This window comes from Streptomyces sp. NPDC031121 (genome assembly GCF_055570615.1).
In genome coordinates, this window is sequence record NZ_JBVIGV010000011.1 from 272669 (window position 1) to 289987 (window position 17319).

The window sequence follows — 17319 nt, forward strand, 5'->3', positions numbered from 1 at the left end:
CTCACAGGACGGCCTCGGCGGCAGCCCCGGCGGCCCCGGCGGCCCCGGCGCCCCCGAGGGCCCCGGCGGCCGCTTCGGCCGCGGCGCGGGCCCGGATGTCCTTGCGGAGGGCGGCGCGCTCGGGCTTGCCGGCGTGGTTGCGGGGGACGGCGTCGAGGATGTCGACGCGGCGGATCTGCTCGAAGCCGGCGAGGCGCTCGTTGGCGGCCTCGACGACCGCGTCGGCGAGGTCGAGCCGGCGGGCGGCGGGCGCGGCTGCGTCGCGCAGGACGAGCCCGAGCCAGACCACGGCCCCGTGCACGGGGTCGGGCCAGCCCGCGGCGACGCAGTCGGCGACGCGCGGGTCGGCGGCGACGATCCGCTCGACGGCGGTGGGCGAGACGAGCTCGTTGTCGTACTTGAAGACGTCGCCGAGCCGGTCGACGAGGAACAGCGAGCCGTCCTCGGTGCGGTAGCCGATGTCGCCGGTGGAGAACCACCCGTCGGCGGCGAGGGCGGGGCAGGGCCGGTCCAGGTAGCCGGCCGTCACCTGCGGGCCGCGGACCTGCACCTCGCCGGTGGAGTACACGCCGAGCGGGGCCCGGGTCTCCAGGTGGACGACGCGGAACTCGGTGCCCGGTACGGCCTTCCCCACGGACCCCGGCTTCGGGTCGGACGGGTCCTGGCAGTGCGAGAGCGGCGACAGCTCGGCCATCCCGTACCCCTGGACGACCGGTACGCCGAGCCGCTCCTCCAGGGCGCGGGCGGCGCTCGGCGCGAGCGCGCTGCCCCCGGACAGGACGGCGGTCAGGCGCGTCCCGGCCGGGAACGGTCCGGCGATCCGGTCGTCGGCGGCGAGGGCGTGCAGGCGGGCGGGGAGCCCGTAGTAGTGCGTGGCGGACACCTCGGCGGCCAGCGCGAGCGAGGCCACCGGGTCGGGGTCGGGGCACAGCACCTGGAAGCAGCCGGCGAAGACGCCCGAGTTGAGGTGCATCACGTGGTACAGCGGCAGGTGGTTGAGGGTGACGGAGTCGCTGCCGAGCCGGTGCGCGGCGGCGATCTGGGCGGCGTTCGCGACGAGGTTGCGGTGGCTGAGGCGGACTCCCTTGGGGCGGCCCGTGGTGCCGGTGGTGAACTGGATGCACGCGTCGGCGTCGAGGTCGGCCCGCCCGGGCGGCAGGCAGGCCCGCTCGGCGGCCGAGTCGAGGACCGCGTCCAGCGGCACCGCGTCGCCGGGGACGACCCCGTCGGGCGCGTCGGTCACGACGACGGTGCGCAGCGCGGGCAGCCGGTCGGCGATTTTGAGCAGCGTCTCGGCGGTGGCGGTGGGCACGAAGGCGATCTCGACGGCGGCGGCGGTGCACACGTGCAGCAGCCCCGCCTCCTTGAGCAGCGGGTTGACCAGCACGGCCGTGTTGCCGCTGCGCACGGCCCCGTAGTAGGCGGCGGCGAAGCCGGCGTCGAGGGTGTTGGCGACGCCGATGCGGGCGCCGCGGCGGCCGCAGGCCTCCTCCAGCCAGGCGGCGATCCGGTCGGTGCGGGCGTCGAGCTCGGCGAACGTGACGGTCCCGGCTCCCCCGGACCTGCCGCGGCCCGCGCGGATCGCCCAGCCGGCGGGGTCGCGGACGGCGGCGCGGCGCAGCAGGCCGTCCAAGGGGAGTTGCGGGTACACGAGTGTCGGCATGGTGCGTCCTCCTGCTGGCTCCCGATGGGGCGGTCGCGGCTGCGGCACGCCTCACCACCCTGGGGAGGCGTGCTTGAGGAGGCTTCGAAGGGTGCTCGACCTGGGCCGCAAAGACTGTGGGGACCAGACGGAGGGAATCCCATGAGCACCCGCACGGAAACCGCCACCGCCGCCCGCGCGGAAACCGGCACCGGCACCGCCACCCGCACCGGCACCGGCACCGGCACCGGCCTGCCCGCGGCCGAGTTCGGCCCGCTGTACGCGGAGGTCCAGCAGTTCTACGCCCGCCAGATGCAGCTGTTCGACTCGTTCGACGCGGAGGGCTGGGCGGAGACGTTCACCGCGGACGCGGTCTTCGACGTGCCGACGCTGCCCGAGCCCGTACGGGGCCGCGCGGGCCTGGAGGCGAACGTACGGCGCAACCGGCAGGCGGAGGAGGCGACCGGGGACCGGCTGCGGCACTGGATCGGCATGCTGGACGTCCGGCCCGCCCCGGACGGCACGCTCCGCACCCGGGCGTACGCCCAGGTGCACCGGACGCCGCGGGGCGGGGAGCCGCGGCTGTACCGGATGTGCGTGATGGAGGACGCCCTGGTGCGCACGGGGTCGGGCTGGCAGGTGGCCCGCCGCCTGGTGACCCGCGACGACCTCCGCTGACCTGGCGGGCGGATCCCCGGCGGACGGCCGTCATACGGCGAGAGCCACCGCCGGACCGGACCGGGTACGCACCCGGCGGTTCGGCGGTGGCTCTCTACGCGCCCGTCGTCACAGGGGCGCCGGAGGCGCCGGCCGGTCAGACGGGGGCCCGTTCCGAGAGGACCCGGTTGACCATGTCGAGGTAGCGGCGGGGGGTGTCCGCCTCGTCGAAGTCCTCGCCGTCGAGGACGATGCCGAACTCCCGCTCGATGTACCCGGTGGTCTGGAGCACGGCGAGGGAGTCGTAGCCGAGCTCGAACCAGTACTGGTCGAGGACGTCGCCGTCGAGGTCGACGCCCTCCTCCTCTCCGGCGCACTCCCGCAGGATGCGGGTCAGGCTGCTGAGCTCCAGGCGGTTCATGCGACACCTCTGTTCAGTGGTCGAGGGGGTCTGTGTGAGTGGGTGACGACGTGCGAAGGGACAGCCGAGGGGTCAGGCCGCCGGGGCGCGGACGACCGCGGCCGAGTTGAAGCCGCCGCGCCCGCGCGCCAGGACCAGCGCCGTGCGCAGCCGCAGCCCGGTGCGGGGGGCGCCCGTGACGAGGTCGACGGGGCAGTCGCCGGCGGGGGCGGTGGTGCCGGTGGTCGGCGGGACGACCTGGTCGCGCAGGGCCATCAGAGCTGCGGCGAGGTCGAGGGCGGATCCGCCGGCGGCGAGCCGCCCGGTCATCGACTTCGGGGCGGTGACGGGCACCGCCCGCGGCCCGAACAGCTTCGCGAGGGCCTCGGCTTCGAGGCGGTCGGCGGCGCGGTCTCCGGCGGCGTCGGCGAAGACGACGTCGACCTCGCCGGGCCCGATGCCCGCGTCGGCGAGCGCCGCCTCGGCGGCGGCGCCCAGCCGGCAGCCGCCTCCGGCCCCGTCCGCCGGCCCGTCGAACGCGGCCCCGTGCCCGGCGATCAGCCCGTACGCGCGCGCCCCGCGCTCCCGCGCCCGGGTGGCGTCCTCCAGGACCAGGTGCGCCCCGCCCTCGCCGACCACGTAGCCGCTCGCGTCCCGGTCGAACGGCAGGTAGGCGCGCTCCGGGTCGGGTTCGGTGCTCAGTCCGCCGCCCGCGAGGTGCGCGGCCCACCCCCACGGGCACAGCGAGGAGTCGATGCCGCCGGTGACGACGAGGTGGGCGCCCTTGCGGATCTGCCGCCGGGCGTGGGCGGTCGCGTCCAGCCCGCCGGCCTGCTCGGTGACGATGACGCCGCTGGCGCCGCGCAGCCCGTGCCGGATGGAGATCTGGCCGCTGTTGACGGCGTAGAACCAGGCGAAGGACTGGTACGCGCTGACGTGCCGGCCGCCCCGGCTCCACAGCGCCTCCAGCTCGCGCTGCCCGAACTCGAAGCCGCCGGCGGAGTTGGCGGTGACGACCCCGGCCGCGTAGTCGGGCAGGTCGGCGGGGTCGGCGCCGGCGTCGTCGAGGGCCTCCTTGGCGGCGGCGAGCGAGAGGCGGGTGACCCGGTCGGTCTGCTGGAGGAGCCGGCTCGGGACGTGCTCCTCGTCGACGAACCCGGGCACCTCCCCCGCGAGCCGCACCGGGTAGGGGGAGGCGTCGAAGCGGGTCAGCGGGCGGATGCCGCTCTCGCCGCGGAGGACGGCGGCCCACCAGGCCTTCAGGCCGAGCCCGTTGGGGGCGGCGACGCCGATCCCGGTGACGGCGGGGGCGGTGGCTGCGGTGCTCATCGGTCAGTCCTCGGCCTTCGGGGTGAGTCCGGGGTCGGTCAGGATCATCGCGCTCTGGAAGCCGCCGAAGCCGCTGCCGACGGTCAGGACGGCGTCGGTGCGCCGGGCGCGGGCGGTGAGCGGGGTGTAGTCGAGGTCGCAGGCGGGGTCCGGCTCGTGCAGGTTCGCGGTCGGCGGGACGGTGTCGTGCTCGATGGCGAGGGCGCACGCGGCGACCTCCAGCGCGCCGATGGCGCCGAGGGAGTGGCCGATCATCGACTTGATGGAGCTGACGGGCGCCTCGTACGCGTGCTGCCCGAGGGCCCTTTTGAAGGCCTCGGTCTCGTGCTTGTCGTTCTGCTTGGTGCCGGAGCCGTGCGCGTTGACGTAGTCGATCCGGTCGGGGGCGAGGCGCGCCTCGCCGAGGGCGGCGGTGATGGCGGCGGCCATCTCGACGCCGTCGGGGCGCAGGCCGGTCATGTGGTACGCGTTGCTGCGCGAGGCGAAGCCGGCGATCTCGGCGTAGATGTGCGCGCCGCGGCGGCGGGCGTGCCCGTACTCCTCCAGGACGAGGACGGCGCAGCCTTCGCCGAGGACGAAGCCGTTGCGGGTGGCGTCGAAGGGGCGGGAGGCGGTCGCCGGGTCGTCGTTGCGGGTGGAGGTGGCGCGGATCGCGTCGAAGCAGGCCGCGGTGATCGGCGTGATGGGCGCTTCGGTCGCGCCGGCGAGCATGACGTCGGCGCTGCCCTCGCGGACGAGGTCGACGGCGTGCCCGATCGCGTCGAGGCCGGAGGTGCAGCCGGTGGAGACGAGCGCGACGGGCCCCTGGGCGCCGGCGGCGCGGGCCACTTCGGCGGCCATGGAGCTGGGCACGAGGTAGTCGTGCAGGTGGGGGACGGCCTTGGTGTGGTCGACGAGCCGGCGGGTGCCGTGCTCGCTGACGACGCCGTACTCGGCGTCGAGGCCGGTGGTGCAGCCGAGGGCGCTGCCGAGGGTGACGCCGGTGCGGACGGGGTCGGGGGCGGCGCCCGCGTCGGCGACGGCCTCGCGGGCGGCGGTGAGGGCGAACTGGGCGGCCCGGTCGAGGCGTGCGGACTCCTCGGCGGTGAAGCCGTGGGCGAGGGGATCGAAGTCGGCCTCGGCGGCGACGCGGGAGCGGAAGGAGGAGGCGTCGAAGAGGGTGATGGCGCGGGTGGCGGTGCGCCCTTCGGTGAGCAGCGACCAGAACTCCCGGGTGCCGGGCCGGCCGGGGGCGACGACTCCGATGCCGGTGATGACGACGCGCCTCATCGCGTCCCTCCCTGTTCCCGTTCCTGCTGCTGTCGTTGTGCTTCCTGCTGCTGCTGTCGCGTGAGCCCGCGCAGGGCGACGCGGGCGGCCCGGCCGAGGAGGCGCGGCAGCTCGCGGTCGCGGACGAAGAAGTGGCCGCCGGGCAGGGTCCGCTGCACGAACGGCCCGGTGGTCCAGTGCGCCCACTCGGCGAGTGCGTCCGCGCCGGCGAGGCGGTCGTCGGCGCCGCCCACGGCGAGCAGCGGTACGTCGACGGGGCCGTCGGCGGCGGCGCGCAGGGACAGGGCGAGGCGCAGGTCGTCGCGGAGGACGGGCATGACGTGCCGGTGCCACACGTCGCCGGGGCGGGTGTCGGGCGGCGCGGCGCCGTAGCGGTCGAGGACGGCGAGGAGTTCGGCGTCCGGCAGCTCGGCGGCGGCCGCGAGGACGGCGGGCGTGCCGGGCGGCGGGCAGGCGCCGACGGCGAGCAGCGCCGGCTGCGGCAGCCGGGTCTGCCGGAGGGCGCGGGCGACGGTGTAGGCGACGGTCGCGCCGAGGCTGTGCCCGTACAGCACGTACGGGACGCCGGGCTCGTCGGCGATGTGCTCGAACAGCGGTCCCAGGTCGGCGAGGAGCGCCTCGCGGGTGGTGACGCGCGGCTCGCGGCGGCGCCGGTCACGGCCGGGCAGCGGCCAGGCGATGGTGTCGACGCCGCTGCCCGTGCTCCGGCTCCAGCGCCGGAACGCGGAGTCCCCGGCCCCTGCGTGCGCGAAGCAGTGCAGTCGTACCGCCATCTCCACCCTCCCCGTTCCGCGATGTCGTCCCGACCCTCGCGGAAGCCGCTGGAGACCTGCTCGAACCCCGCTGCGCGCCTGCTGGACCCGCACCGCGCGCGGCCCGGCGCGGCGGTGGCGGGAGCGGGGGCGGCAGCGGCGGCGGCTGCGGGTGCCGGGCGCTACGCGGCGTACAGGTCGAACGTGGACACCCGGCGCGGTCCGGCGACCACGTCGAGGGCCGGGTCGACGGTCAGCATCGCCTGGTGCAGGCGCTGCAGCTGCGGCGACGGCTCCACGCCCAGCTCGTCGATCAGCCGGGCCCGCAGCCTGCGGTAGACGTCGAGCCCGGTGGCCTGGCGGCCCGAGCGGTACAGCGCGACCATCGCCTGCGAGTGCAGGCCCTCGTGCTGCGGGTGCCGGGCGATCAGCTCGGCCAGCTCGGCGAGGAGTTCGGTGTGCCGGCCGAGCCGCAGGTCGGCGTCGATGCGCCGCTCGACGGTGACGAGGCGGCTCTCCTCCAGCCGCATGACCTCGATCTCCAGGATCGGGCCGACCCGTACGTCGACGAGGGCCGGGCCCTGCCATATGGCGAGGGCCTTGCGGAGCATGTCGGCGGCCTGCTCGTCGTCGCCCGCCTCGAAGGCGCTCTGGCCGCCGGAGACGAGCGTCTCGTACTCGTGGACGTCCACGGACTGCGGCTGCACCTGGAGCAGGTATCCGCCGTGCCGGGTCGCGAGGACGTCCTTGGCGCTGCCGGGCGTGCCGGGGCCCATGGCGGTGCCCAGCCGCCTGCGCAGCTGGAGGATGTACGTCTGGAGGGTGGTGAGCGCGCTCTGGGGCAGGTTGGTCCCCCAGATCTCCTCCATCAGGGTGGGTACGGGCATCACCCGGCCCGGGTACAGGGCGAGCAGCGCCAGGATCTGCCGCGGCTTGCCGGCCGTCGGAACAATCGACGCCCCGTTGACTTCGGCACTCAACGGACCCAGAACCTGAATCTTCATGGATTCCTCCGCCTGTTTGTCGAGTCCCATCGATTTTCAGACTCCGAACGGGAACGGTAGCCCGGTCCCGGACAATGTCCCGGAATTCTTGAGCAGGCGTCGAGCGGGCCTCCGACGGCGGCGCTTGCCGCGGCCGTTCGAGCTGCTAGATTTCGAACCGGGGTCGGTTTTTGCGCGCATCCCACCGGATCTCCGGGAGGAGGCAGCATGGAATTCGGCGCGTACAGCGGCAGCGGTGTGGAGTTCCGCATCCTGGGTCCGGTGGAGGTCCACGACCACCGCGCGGGGGTGCGCGTGGTGCCGTCGGGCCCGAAGCAGCGGACTCTGCTCGCCGCGCTCGTCGTACGGGCCGGGGAGGTGCTGGCCGCGGACCGGCTCGTCGACGAGCTGTGGGGCGACCGCCCCCCGGCGTCCGCCGCGAACGCCCTCCAGGCGCACGTGGCGCGGCTGCGCCGGCTGCTGCCGCAGGGGCCGGCGGGCCCGGACGGCGAGCAGGCGGAGTGGATCAGCACGCACCCGCTGGGCTACCTGCTGCGGCCGGGCGGCGCGTCGAGCGACGCACAGCGCTTCCAGCTGCTGTCCGCGGAGGGCCGGGCGGCCCTCGCCGAGGACCCGGAGCGGGCGGCCGGACTGCTGCGTTCGGCGCTCGCGCTGTGGCGGGGGCCGGCCCTGGACGGCGGGGCGCGCGGGCCGATCTGCGCGGGCGAGGCGGACCGGCTGGAGGAGCTGCGGCTGACGACGCTGGAGGCGCTGTACGAGGCGCGGCTGCGCTGCGGCCGGCACGCCGACTCGGTACGGGAGCTGGAGCGGCTGACGGCCCGCCATCCGCTGCGGGAGCGGTTCTACGACCTGCTGATGCTCGCCCTGTACCGGTGCGGCCGGCAGGGCGAGGCGCTCGGCGTGTACGAGCGCGCCCGCCGGCGGCTGGTCGACGGGCTCGGAGTGGAGCCGGGGCCGGCGCTGCACGGCCGGATGGAGGAGATCCTGCGGCACGCCCCCTCCCTGACGGCCCCGGCCCCCGCGGCTGCCGTGCAGGCGGGCCCGGGTCCGGCGGCGGACGGCGCGGAGGCGGAGCTGCCGGCGCTGCGCCGTGAGATCGCACTGCTGGGCGACCGGATCGCGACGCTGGGGCGGCAGCAGCAGGTCCTGCTGCGGCGGCTCCAGGAGCTGTCCGGCGCGGCGGCCCGCCCGCGCCTGCGGCAGCCGGTTCCGGATGACGGTCGGCAGGCTGCGGAGGCGCTCGCCGATCCGGCGTGGGGACTTTCCCCGGCGGTCAATTCCGACAGGCCCTGAGTACCCCTCGGATAACCGTGCGGTATTTCCCGTCCGATTCTCGACCGGCAAGCCACGCCGCAGAGCGGCCGGAGCACTCCGAAGCGTTTTCCGGGTCGGGAACCGGAAAAAGACCGGACGGTGCCCGGAAGGCCCGCGGAAGGCGGCTCGAGGGCGGTTCGCCACTGAGTACGGGAAAATCAGGCCGCGGCCCGTCCGGTCTGCCGCCCCGCGGCGGGCGTTCGGCTCGGGCAGCGACCGGGGGCGCTATTCGGTGGGGCCGCCGCCGAGCCAGTGGGTGCTGCGCAGGAACGCCGACGGCGGCAGCGGGACGACCGCAGCCCCCGCGCCGGTACGGACCTGCTCCAGCGCGGCCCAGTCCACGTCGACCCCGGCCAGCCACAGGTCGCGGAGCTGGTCCAGGCGGCGGCCCGCCCACAGCGCGGCGAGGTAGGCGCGGGTCTCGGGCACGGCGCCCAGGCGCAGCGGGTCGGCGCCGCCGTGGCGCAGGTCGGTCGCGTCGCCCGGGACGAGGCCGGCGAGCCGCCGGGCCAGCGGTTCGGTGCCGGTGGCGAGCGCGGCGTACCGGCAGGGCATGGCCGCGCGGCCGGTACGGAGGCTGCGGGCGAGGTCGGCCAGCTCGGGCCGGGGTCCCGGGGCGGTGAGGAAGGCGGCGAACCGGTGCGCGGTGGCGGCCAGATGGGCCGGAGTGGGCGCGGAGAGCAGCACCAGCTCGGCCGGACCGCCGCCGGCCGCCCCCTCTCCGGCCCGCGCACGGACCCGTACGGGCTCGCGCTCTCGCGGAGGATGGGCAGGCCGGTCGAGGGCGTACTCCTCCAGGACCGCGTACGCCTCCACGCCGCCCGCACCCCGTACGCAGGCCGCGGCGCGCCTCGGGCCCGCCGTGCCGGCCGGCTGCGGGTCCTCGGCCGGAGGCCGGCCGCCGGGCCGGGGCAGCAGCGTGCCGTGGCGCAGCTGGAGGACGGCCCGCGCGAGCACGGCCATGCCGGTGGCGGCGTCGGCGTCGCCGACGGCCGCGGCCACGGAGGCGGCGTCCTCCACGGGCGGCTCCGCGGCCGGTTCGGGCCCGCTCTCCCGGAGGGCGGCCCGGACGAGCCGCTCCGCGGGCCCGCCGGCCGTGTCCGGTCCGGCGGGGACGTGCCCGACGGCGCTGCCGCGGACCAGGCAGTGCACGGTGTCCCCGTCGGCGAGGGCCCGTTCGAGGGGTTTCAGCACGACGGCACCGACGGCCTCGCCGGCTCCGGGCAGCCGGCCGGAAGGGTGCAGGAGCAGCCGTACGCCGCCGACGAGGGCCGCCCGGCACTCCCCACGGCGCAGGGCGGCCAGCGCGTGGTGGAGGGCGACCAGGACGGAGGACTCGGCGGTGTCGAGGGTGAGACTGGGGCCGGTCAGGTGCAGCAGTGCGGACACACGGTTGGCGAGGTTCCAGCTGTCGGGGCGGGGCACCGGGCGGCCGCCGCCCGCCTCGCCGCCCGCGGAGGCGGCGGCGAGCAGCGCGTACTCGCCGCTGCCGGCCCCCGCGTACACGCCGACGCTGCGGGGTGTGCCGTCGTCGGCGCGCAGGGCGTCGAGGCGGCTCCCGGTGCAGCCGGCGTCCTCGAGGGCCTCCCAGGCGGTTTCGAGGAAGAGCCGCTCCTGCGGGTCGGCGAGAGAGGCGTCGGCGGGGTCGATGCCGAAGAACTCGGCGTCGAAGTCCTGTACGGCGTCCAGGTAGTGGCCGGCGCCGGCGGGCTCCCGGCAGGGCGGCGGGGCGGAGGCGGTGGACTGCCCGCGGCGCAGCTGCCGCCACGCGGAGGCGGCGTCGGGGGCCTGCGGCTGGCGGAGGGCCATGCCGACGACGGCGACGGGCGCGACCGCGCCGGCCCCTTCGCGGGTCGGGGCGGGGGACGGGGCGGGGGACGGGGCGGGGGCGGCGGCCGTGGCTCCCGGGGCCCGGATGGCGGAGGCGCGGGCCGGAGCGGCCGGCGGAGCGGGAGCGGACAGCGGGACCGGGGAGGCCGGGGAGGCCGGGGCGGCCGGGGAAGCCGGAGAGGCCGGGGCGGCCGGGGCGCCGGCGGCGGCCTGCACGGCCGGCGGGACGACCCCGGCGAGCAGGGCCATGGCCTGCCCGCGGTCCAGCGTGCCGTCGCGGAACCGGGTCAGGATCTCCCTCTCGTCCATCCGGACGCGACTTCCGCCAGTGCTGTGGCCGGGAGGGTTCACCGGGTCACGGCGCCCGGCACGGCGCCTCGCCGCGTTGTCGGACCGCGCTCGTACGCCCCGTACGCGCCGCGGTCCTCCGCCTTGGGATGCACCGCACCGGACACCGCGATCCGGCAAACCCTCCCGGCCACAGCACTAGCCGTGCCGCGACAGCAGGACGAGGGCCTCGTCCACGGTGAGCCGGTCGTCGCGCACGGCGTCGAGGAGCACGTCGAGTTCGCGTGCGCCGAGGGTGGCGGGCGTGCGGGGCGCGGCCCGCAGGAGTGCGGCGACGTGCTCGGACAGCGCGGCCAGGTCGGGGTGGTCGTAGAGGACGACGGCGCGCTCCCGCAGGCCGAAGGTGCGGTTGAGGGTGGCGACGAACTCGGCGCCGAGGACGGAGTCCAGGCCGAGGGTGGTGAAGTCGGCGGCGGGGCCGATCTCCCACACGTCGCAGCCGAGCACGGCGGCGAGCTGTTCGCGCAGCGCCTCGGCGATCTCGCTGGCGGGCGGGGACGGCGGCAGTCCGGGACTCGCGGCGGCCGGCGGCGCGTCCGCCGGGAGCCGGCCGGGGCCGTGGCCGGGGCGGGGGGCGCCCGTCCGGTGCAGCTCCGCGGCCACCTGCGCGGCGAACGACTCGGGGGTGGGGTGGTCGTAGAGGTCGGTCGGCAGGATCGCCGTGCCGTGGCGGGCGTTGACGACCGCGACGAGTTCGACGGTGAGCAGGGAGTCCATGCCGAGGGACCGGAAGGTCTGCCGCGGGTCGATCCGGGCGGCGTCGGTCCGCAGGACGTCGCCGAGGACGCCGATGACGTCGGCCAGGACGTCGGGGGGCACCTCCGCGGGCGCGCCGGCCTCCGCGGCGGCGCGGGCGGGTGCGGGTGCGGGTGCGGCGTCGGGGAGGGGGTGTTCACCGGTCGTCATCGGCGGCACTCCAGGGGCTCGGCGGTGGCGGGGCGGCGCGGCGCCGTGGCGGACGCGGGCGGCCCGGCCGGCTGCTCCCCCGGCGGGCGGACGGCGTACGCGGCGGCGGTGCCGGGGACGAGGCCGGGCAGCAGCAGCTCCCACATGGCGGCGACCCTGCTGCGCAGTTCGTCGTTCGGCATGCCGGCGGCGGCCAGCGCCTCGATGCCGCAGGCGGCCGCGGCGACGAGCGACTCGGCGCTCTCCCAGCCGAGGCCCGGCCGCAGTTCGCCGGCGTCGCGGGCCTGCCGCAGCAGGGTGCGGACGGCGCCGAGCCACGTCCGGTGGAAGTCGGCGGTTCCGGCGGGCCGGCCGGTGCACTCCTTGGTGATGCGGAAGCTCGCCGGGACGGCGGGGTCGTCGTGCAGGGCGCGGGCCAGCCAGTGCGTGGTGGTGACCAGCGCCTGCAGCGGGGAGGCCCCGGCGGCGCGCAGCTCGCGCACGGTGTCGCCGAGCAGGGCCGCGCCGCGCTGCTGGACGGCTTCGGCGAGTTCGTCCTTGGAGCCGAAGTGGAAGTACAGGGCGCCCTTGGTGACGCCGGCGGTGCGGGCGATGTCGCCTAGCGTGGACTGTGCGTAGCCGTTGCGGTGGAACATCTCGGCGCCGGCCCGGACGAGCCGCCGGCGGGTGCGCTCCGACCTCTCCTGCACGGCTCCGCCTCCCCGGCCCGCGGTCACGCCGCCGGGCCTGCCCGCGCTGCCCGCGGCGCCGGCCCTGCCTGCGGTCCCGGCCGCGGTCCTGCCCGCGGTCCCGGCCGCGGCACCCGTGGCCCCGGCTGTGGTCCTGCGCGCGCCGGCCATGTCAGCCGACGCGTACGAGCCGCTCGCTGGCCGCCTTGGCGGCGCTGTCGAGCTGGTTCTCCGGGGCCGCCATCAGGATGGAGCGCTGCAGTCTGCGCAGGGCCGCGGAGGGCTCGATGCCGAGCTCGCGCACGAGGGTGGCACGCAGCCGCTGGTAGACGTCGAGGGCTTCGCCGCGGCGGCCGGAGCGGTGCAGGGCCAGCATGAACTGCCCGTGCAGGTTCTCGTGGGTGCGGTAGCGGCTCACGAGGACGGTGAGCTCGGCGAGCAGCTCCCGGTGCCGGCCGAGGCGCATGTCGGCCTCGATGCGCTGGTCGAGGGCGCAGAGCCGGGTCTCCTCCAGCCGGCGCGTCTCCATGTCGAGCTGGACGCCGCCCTGGACGTCGGCGAAGGCGGGGCCGGACCACAGGGACAGCGCCTCGCGGAGCAGCCGGGCCGCGCCGGGGAAGTCGTCCGCGTCCATGGCGCGGTAGCCCATGCCGGCGAGGCGGTCGAACTCGCGGACGTCGCTGGTGCCGCCGCCGCTGTTGAGCAGGTAGCCGCCGGGCAGGGTGACGAGGACGTCCTTGGCGGTGCGCCGGCCGGCGGCCGCCCCGTCCTCCGCGGCGTGGCCGTCCCGGCCGCTCTCGGCGGACCGGGCCTCGGCCCGGTCGAGGGCGGCGGCGATGAGGGCCCGCAGCTGGAGGACGTACGTCTGGAGGGTGGTGCGGGCGCTGCGCGGCGGGGTGCCCGCCCACAGCTCCTCGATGAGGGCCGACACCGGGACGACCTGGTCGGCATGGAGCGCGAGCAGCGCCAGAACCTGTCGCGGCTTGGGGGCGGTCGGCGTAATGGAGACGCCCTGTTCCCGAACCGCCAGTGTGCCCAGTACTTCGATGTCCACGCCGTACTCCCCTGGTTCGTGGATGAGCCGCACTCAGTAAAAAACAGGTCCGACGGTTTGTCAATACAAAACCGACCGTGCTGTTTTGATACCTGGTCACACTCGAGAGCCACTCAACTTGCCTGCTCAAAGCGCGAGTTCACACCGACGTGACCCGGGGGCAACCTCCCGGACCACACCCGCATCCCACCGGAATCATGCCGCGTTCCGCTGGAAACAGACCGGAGGGTCTCTACAGCGGGCAGGCTCCTGCGACCTCGATCCCCTCGACGACGGCTTCCGGCACGAGGGCCGGCAGCAGCAGCCGCCAGAGCCCGGCGACCGCGGCGGCCGAAAGCCATTCCCCGTCGCGGACGCCGAGGACCTCCAGGCCGGTGGTCGCGGCGGCCACGGCGGCAGCCGCGTCCCGGACCTCCACGCCGGCGCGGAGTCCGCCCGCCGCCTCCGCGCCGCGTACGGCCTCCTCGACCCAGGCGCGCCAGTGCTCGCGCAGGTCGTGCCGCGGCGGGCGGGAGGACTCGCCGGCCAGCTGGAAGCCGGCGCGCAGCACGGGGTCGGTGCGCAGGGCGCCGGCGAGGCGGTGCGTGGTGTCGACGAGGTGCTGAACCCGGCCCGGTGCGGTCGGCGGGAGCGGCCCGCCGACCAGCTGCGCCAGGCGCGCGAGGGCGGCGGCCTCGACGGCGTCGGCCAGGACGGCCTTGCTGGAGAAGTGGAAGTGCAGGGCCCCGTTGCTCACCCCGGCCAGCGAGCTGATCGCCGCGAGCGAGGCGACCGAGTACCCCTCTCTGCCGAAGACCTCGGCTGCGGACCGGATCAGGGTTCCACGCGTGCGGACGGCACGCTCCTGCTTGGTCATCGACTGCTCCGTCAGTGCCGGGGGGTGCCGTGCTTGCCGAAGCCGGACCGGAGTCGTGCTCGGAAGCCGCGGCGCACGGGAGGGGGCAGGGCAGCAGCCCCAACTGACGATGACTCTAACAAACCGCCTTCGCGGTTTTTGCTGCACGGCGACGGGCCGTATGCCACAGGGGCGTAGTTCGGACAGGCCCGGCCTCCCGCCCCGGCAGCGCCCGTTCGAGGCCCCCTCAAGGGCCACTCAGGGCCGACTCGTCCCCCTCCCTCACCCCCACACCACGGCGACCAGCGGAAACGCCGGATCGTGCCCGACTCGGGGGCAAGGAGCGGGCGACTCGGAGTCAACGCCTCCGCCAATTTCGGCAACGCTCTCCGACAGCCACTAGAAATTAAACCGGTTGGTATGTAGTTTTCCCGGCCAAGGGGCAACCCGTACCCGACTCGCTCTCAAACGGACCCAGGGGGGATCGATGTCTGCGAGCACGTTCCAGGTTGAGCGCACGACGTTCGACGGAGACATGAGGGCGGCCTTCGCGCCGTTCGCCACCCGTCCCGGCAGCTCCTTCTCCACACCGCTGACGACGACGGTCCCGAAGGAGCTGGTGCACCGCTCGGCCGTCGCCGAGGTGGTGCTCACCGACTGGGCCAGGGTGGACGACACGCACTTCGTGATGGCGGCCCAGTGGCCGCGCGGCCACAGCTTCTTCACCCCCGTCGCCGGCGGCCACCACGACCCGCTGATCGCCTGCGAGACCGTCCGCCAGATCGGAATCCTGCTGGGGCATGCCGAGTTCGGCGTGCCGTTCGGCCACCACTTCGCCATCCGGGACCTGTACATCCACGTCGAGCCCCGGCACCTGCGGGTCGGCCTCGAACCCGCTGCACTGACGATCGACGTCACGTGCACCGAGGTCAACCGGCGCGGAACAGCTCTGTCAGGTCTGCGCTTCGAGGCGGTCCTGCACCGGGACGGCCACGTCGTCGCCACGGGCGGCGGCTCCTTCTCCTGCATGGCGCCCGCGGTCTACCGCCGGATCCGCCAGGGCCACACCCTCGACGGCGACTGGTACCGGCTGCCGCTGATCAGCCCGGCGGCCCCGCAGAGCGTGGGCCGCATGTCGCCCATGGACGTCGTGCTCTCCCCCACCGGCGAGCAGGACCGCTGGCAGCTGCGCGTGGACACGAGCCACCCCGTGCTGTTCGAGCACGCGGTGGACCACGTGCCGGGCATGGTCCTGCTGGAGGCCGCCCGCCAGGCCACGGCCGCCGCGCTCGGCCGCTCCTCCTACCTGCCCCTCGGCCTCGCCAGCGAGTTCACCAAGTACGCGGAGCTGGACGCCCCCTGCACGATCGAGGCGGTGCGCGCGCCGGGCACCGGCCCCGACGGCGAGGAGACCGTGGTGGTGACGGCCCGCCAGGGCGGCGAGGCCGTCTTCACGGCCACGGTCACCGCGGGCCGCCACGGGCTGTGACGGCCCGGCCGGGCCCGGAGCGGCGCCGCCGCCCCCTCCGCCCGGCCGTCACCCGCCGGCGAAGGCCGCCAGGTGGTCGGCCGCCCACCGGCGGAAGGAGCCCGCAGGCCGCCCCAGCAGGCGCGGAACCGTACCGTCCACCCCGGCTTTCGCCCCGGCCCGCTGCCGCTCCGCGCTCTTCAGCAGCGCCTCGACGACCTCCTCGGGGTGGCGTGCGGCGAGCGCGGCGCGTGCCCGCTCCGCGCCCAGTTCCTCGAACCGCAGCTGACGCCCCAGCAGCCCGGCGAGGACGGCCGTCTGCCCGGCGGCGGTGAGCGCCTCGGGGCCGGTCAGCGTGTGCGCGCCGCCAGGCGGTATCCGCCCGGTGAGCGCCCGTACGGCCACCTCGGCGACGTCCCGCGGGTCGATGCAGGAGTTGGGCGAACGGCCGTGGAGGGCGCGGACGACCCCCTGGTCCCGGACGGACCCGGCCCAGGAGAGCGCGTTCGACATGAAGGAGCGGGGGCGCAGCAGGGTCCAGGCCGTCCCGCAGGTGCGCAGGAGTTCCTCGTTGCGCCGCTGCCAGCGGGTGACGGCGTCGTCGGCGAGGGGGTCCTCGACGGCGGCGGCGGAGAGCTTGACCACGTGCCGCACGCCGGCCGCACGCGCGGCCCGCAGGAACCGGCCGTCGTCCTCCTCCACACGATTGGTGACGAGGAAGGCCGCGTCCGCCCCGGCCAGGGCGGCTGCGACGGAGTGCGGATCGCCGAAGTCGCCGCGGACGACCTCGGCGGCCGCGGGCGCTCCCGCGAGGCGTTCCGGCACCCGGGCCATGACGCGAACGCGCACGTCGGAGGGGAGGAGGCGGAGCACTTCGCGGCCTATCGTGCCGCTGCCGCCGGTCACAAGGATCATGGGCGTCCCAACTTGACTGAAAGTTACACCTGTTAGTGGTGCGGGGTCCTCGGAGCCGTTACGCTTTGTAAAATACGAACTGGACGGTTTTTTCTGAGCCTTCATCGGTTCGCCTAACCCGAGGAGGTAGGTGTCACGTGGCTGAGCAGGTCCGTGCCATCCGCACACGCAAGACGATCCTCTCCGCAGCGGCCAAGATCTTCGAAGAGCGCGGTTACCAGGCGGCGACGATCTCCGAGATCCTCACCACCGCAGGGGTGACGAAGGGGGCACTGTACTTCCACTTCCAGTCCAAGGAAGACCTCGCGCAGGGAGTGCTCGCCGAACAGGACCAGCAGCTCGTGGTCCCGCCCCGCGCCTCCAAGATGCAGGAGATCGTGGATGTGGTGATGCTGCACGCCCACCGCCTCCAGACCGATCCGATGGTGCGCGCCGGGGTCCGCCTGTCGATGGACCAGCTGGCCCAGGGCCTGGACCGCAGCGGTCCGTTCCTGCGGTGGGGCGAGGTCGGCCTGGAACTGCTCCAGCGGGCACAGGCCCAGGGCGAGCTGCTGCCGCACGTCGTGCCGTCCGAGACGGCCGACGTCATCGTGGGTTCCTTCGCGGGCATCCAGTCCATGTCGCAGGCGATCTGCGAGTACCGCGACCTGGTGGGCCGGGTGTCGGCGCTGATGCGGCACGTCCTGCCGAGCGTGGTCATCCCGTCCGTGCTGGCCTCGCTGGACCTGTCCGAGCACCGGGGCGCCGCCGTGTACGCGGAGGCGTTGGAGAACCTCGCCGCCCGCGAGGCCACGCCCGCCGGCGCCGCCTGACGACCGCCGCCGCCGGGCCGGGGCACACCCGCGCCCGCGGCGCGGGCAGGGCCGCGCATCCGAGCGGTCCCGCCCGCGCGTCCGCCCCCGCTCCCGGGGCCGCGCGCCTCCCCCGG

16 protein-coding genes are annotated in these 17319 nt (G+C 75.7%); 4 read left to right on the forward strand and 12 right to left on the reverse strand.

Going from position 1 to position 17319, the window contains the following annotated elements:
* Position 1: 1 nt before the first annotated feature.
* Positions 2-1663: a class I adenylate-forming enzyme family protein gene (locus ACZ462_RS22295; protein ID WP_467803206.1), complete on the reverse strand. Its 1662-nt coding sequence runs from the start codon at positions 1661-1663 to the stop codon at positions 2-4.
* A gap of 141 nt (positions 1664-1804) precedes the next feature.
* On the opposite strand from ACZ462_RS22295, the gene ACZ462_RS22300 reads away from it, so the two are divergent.
* Positions 1805-2320, forward strand: coding sequence for a nuclear transport factor 2 family protein (locus ACZ462_RS22300; protein ID WP_467803207.1), 516 nt, complete (start codon positions 1805-1807; stop codon positions 2318-2320).
* 136 nt (positions 2321-2456) lie between these two features.
* Here the strand turns inward: ACZ462_RS22300 and ACZ462_RS22305 are convergent, their stop codons facing one another.
* From ACZ462_RS22305 to ACZ462_RS22325, 5 genes are all read right to left on the reverse strand, one after another.
* Positions 2457-2720, reverse strand: coding sequence for an acyl carrier protein (locus ACZ462_RS22305; RefSeq protein WP_114059254.1), 264 nt, complete (start codon positions 2718-2720; stop codon positions 2457-2459).
* A gap of 72 nt (positions 2721-2792) precedes the next feature.
* Positions 2793-4028 (reverse strand): ketosynthase chain-length factor, encoded by a 1236-nt coding sequence (locus tag ACZ462_RS22310; protein WP_467803210.1) that lies wholly within the window; start codon positions 4026-4028, stop codon positions 2793-2795.
* A 3-nt stretch (positions 4029-4031) separates the two neighbouring features.
* Positions 4032-5297: a beta-ketoacyl-[acyl-carrier-protein] synthase family protein gene (locus ACZ462_RS22315; protein WP_467803211.1), complete on the reverse strand. Its 1266-nt coding sequence runs from the start codon at positions 5295-5297 to the stop codon at positions 4032-4034.
* Complete coding sequence (locus ACZ462_RS22320; RefSeq protein ID WP_467803212.1) at positions 5294-6070, reverse strand: thioesterase II family protein; 777 nt, start codon at positions 6068-6070, stop codon at positions 5294-5296. The genes ACZ462_RS22315 and ACZ462_RS22320 overlap by 4 nt, the downstream gene beginning before the upstream one ends.
* Before the next feature lie 161 nt (positions 6071-6231).
* The gene (locus ACZ462_RS22325; protein ID WP_114059486.1) at positions 6232-7053 is read right to left on the reverse strand and encodes an AfsR/SARP family transcriptional regulator; all 822 of its coding nucleotides are present in this window, start codon (positions 7051-7053) and stop codon (positions 6232-6234) included.
* Positions 7054-7260: 207 nt separating this feature from the next.
* On the opposite strand from ACZ462_RS22325, the gene ACZ462_RS22330 reads away from it, so the two are divergent.
* Positions 7261-8346, forward strand: a complete 1086-nt coding sequence (locus tag ACZ462_RS22330) for an AfsR/SARP family transcriptional regulator (protein ID WP_467803213.1) — start codon at positions 7261-7263, stop codon at positions 8344-8346.
* A 246-nt stretch (positions 8347-8592) separates the two neighbouring features.
* Here the strand turns inward: ACZ462_RS22330 and ACZ462_RS22335 are convergent, their stop codons facing one another.
* The 5 genes from ACZ462_RS22335 to ACZ462_RS22355 all read right to left on the reverse strand — a co-directional run bounded on the left by ACZ462_RS22335 (position 8593) and on the right by ACZ462_RS22355 (position 14029).
* Positions 8593-10506, reverse strand: coding sequence for a beta-ketoacyl [acyl carrier protein] synthase domain-containing protein (locus ACZ462_RS22335; RefSeq protein ID WP_467803214.1), 1914 nt, complete (start codon positions 10504-10506; stop codon positions 8593-8595).
* 177 nt (positions 10507-10683) lie between these two features.
* Positions 10684-11451, reverse strand: coding sequence for an acyl carrier protein (locus tag ACZ462_RS22340; protein ID WP_467803216.1), 768 nt, complete (start codon positions 11449-11451; stop codon positions 10684-10686).
* The gene (locus tag ACZ462_RS22345; RefSeq protein ID WP_467803217.1) at positions 11448-12140 is read right to left on the reverse strand and encodes a ScbR family autoregulator-binding transcription factor; all 693 of its coding nucleotides are present in this window, start codon (positions 12138-12140) and stop codon (positions 11448-11450) included. Before ACZ462_RS22345 ends, ACZ462_RS22340 begins: the two co-directional genes overlap by 4 nt.
* A 151-nt stretch (positions 12141-12291) precedes the next feature.
* The gene (locus ACZ462_RS22350; protein ID WP_467803219.1) at positions 12292-13173 is read right to left on the reverse strand and encodes an AfsR/SARP family transcriptional regulator; all 882 of its coding nucleotides are present in this window, start codon (positions 13171-13173) and stop codon (positions 12292-12294) included.
* A 232-nt stretch (positions 13174-13405) separates the two neighbouring features.
* Positions 13406-14029, reverse strand: a complete 624-nt coding sequence (locus tag ACZ462_RS22355) for a ScbR family autoregulator-binding transcription factor (RefSeq protein ID WP_467803220.1) — start codon at positions 14027-14029, stop codon at positions 13406-13408.
* Positions 14030-14495: 466 nt separating this feature from the next.
* Here ACZ462_RS22355 and ACZ462_RS22360 point away from each other — a divergent pair, with 466 nt between their 5' ends.
* Positions 14496-15497, forward strand: a complete 1002-nt coding sequence (locus tag ACZ462_RS22360; protein WP_467803222.1) for a ScbA/BarX family gamma-butyrolactone biosynthesis protein — start codon at positions 14496-14498, stop codon at positions 15495-15497.
* 48 nt (positions 15498-15545) lie between these two features.
* Here the strand turns inward: ACZ462_RS22360 and ACZ462_RS22365 are convergent, their stop codons facing one another.
* Complete coding sequence (locus tag ACZ462_RS22365; RefSeq protein WP_467803223.1) at positions 15546-16391, reverse strand: NAD(P)H-binding protein; 846 nt, start codon at positions 16389-16391, stop codon at positions 15546-15548.
* Between the two features lie 137 nt (positions 16392-16528).
* Here ACZ462_RS22365 and ACZ462_RS22370 point away from each other — a divergent pair, with 137 nt between their 5' ends.
* Positions 16529-17203 carry a ScbR family autoregulator-binding transcription factor gene (locus ACZ462_RS22370; protein WP_467803225.1) on the forward strand — a complete coding sequence of 225 codons (675 nt, stop codon included), beginning with the start codon at positions 16529-16531 and terminating at the stop codon, positions 17201-17203.
* The last annotated feature ends 116 nt before the right edge of the window (positions 17204-17319 follow it).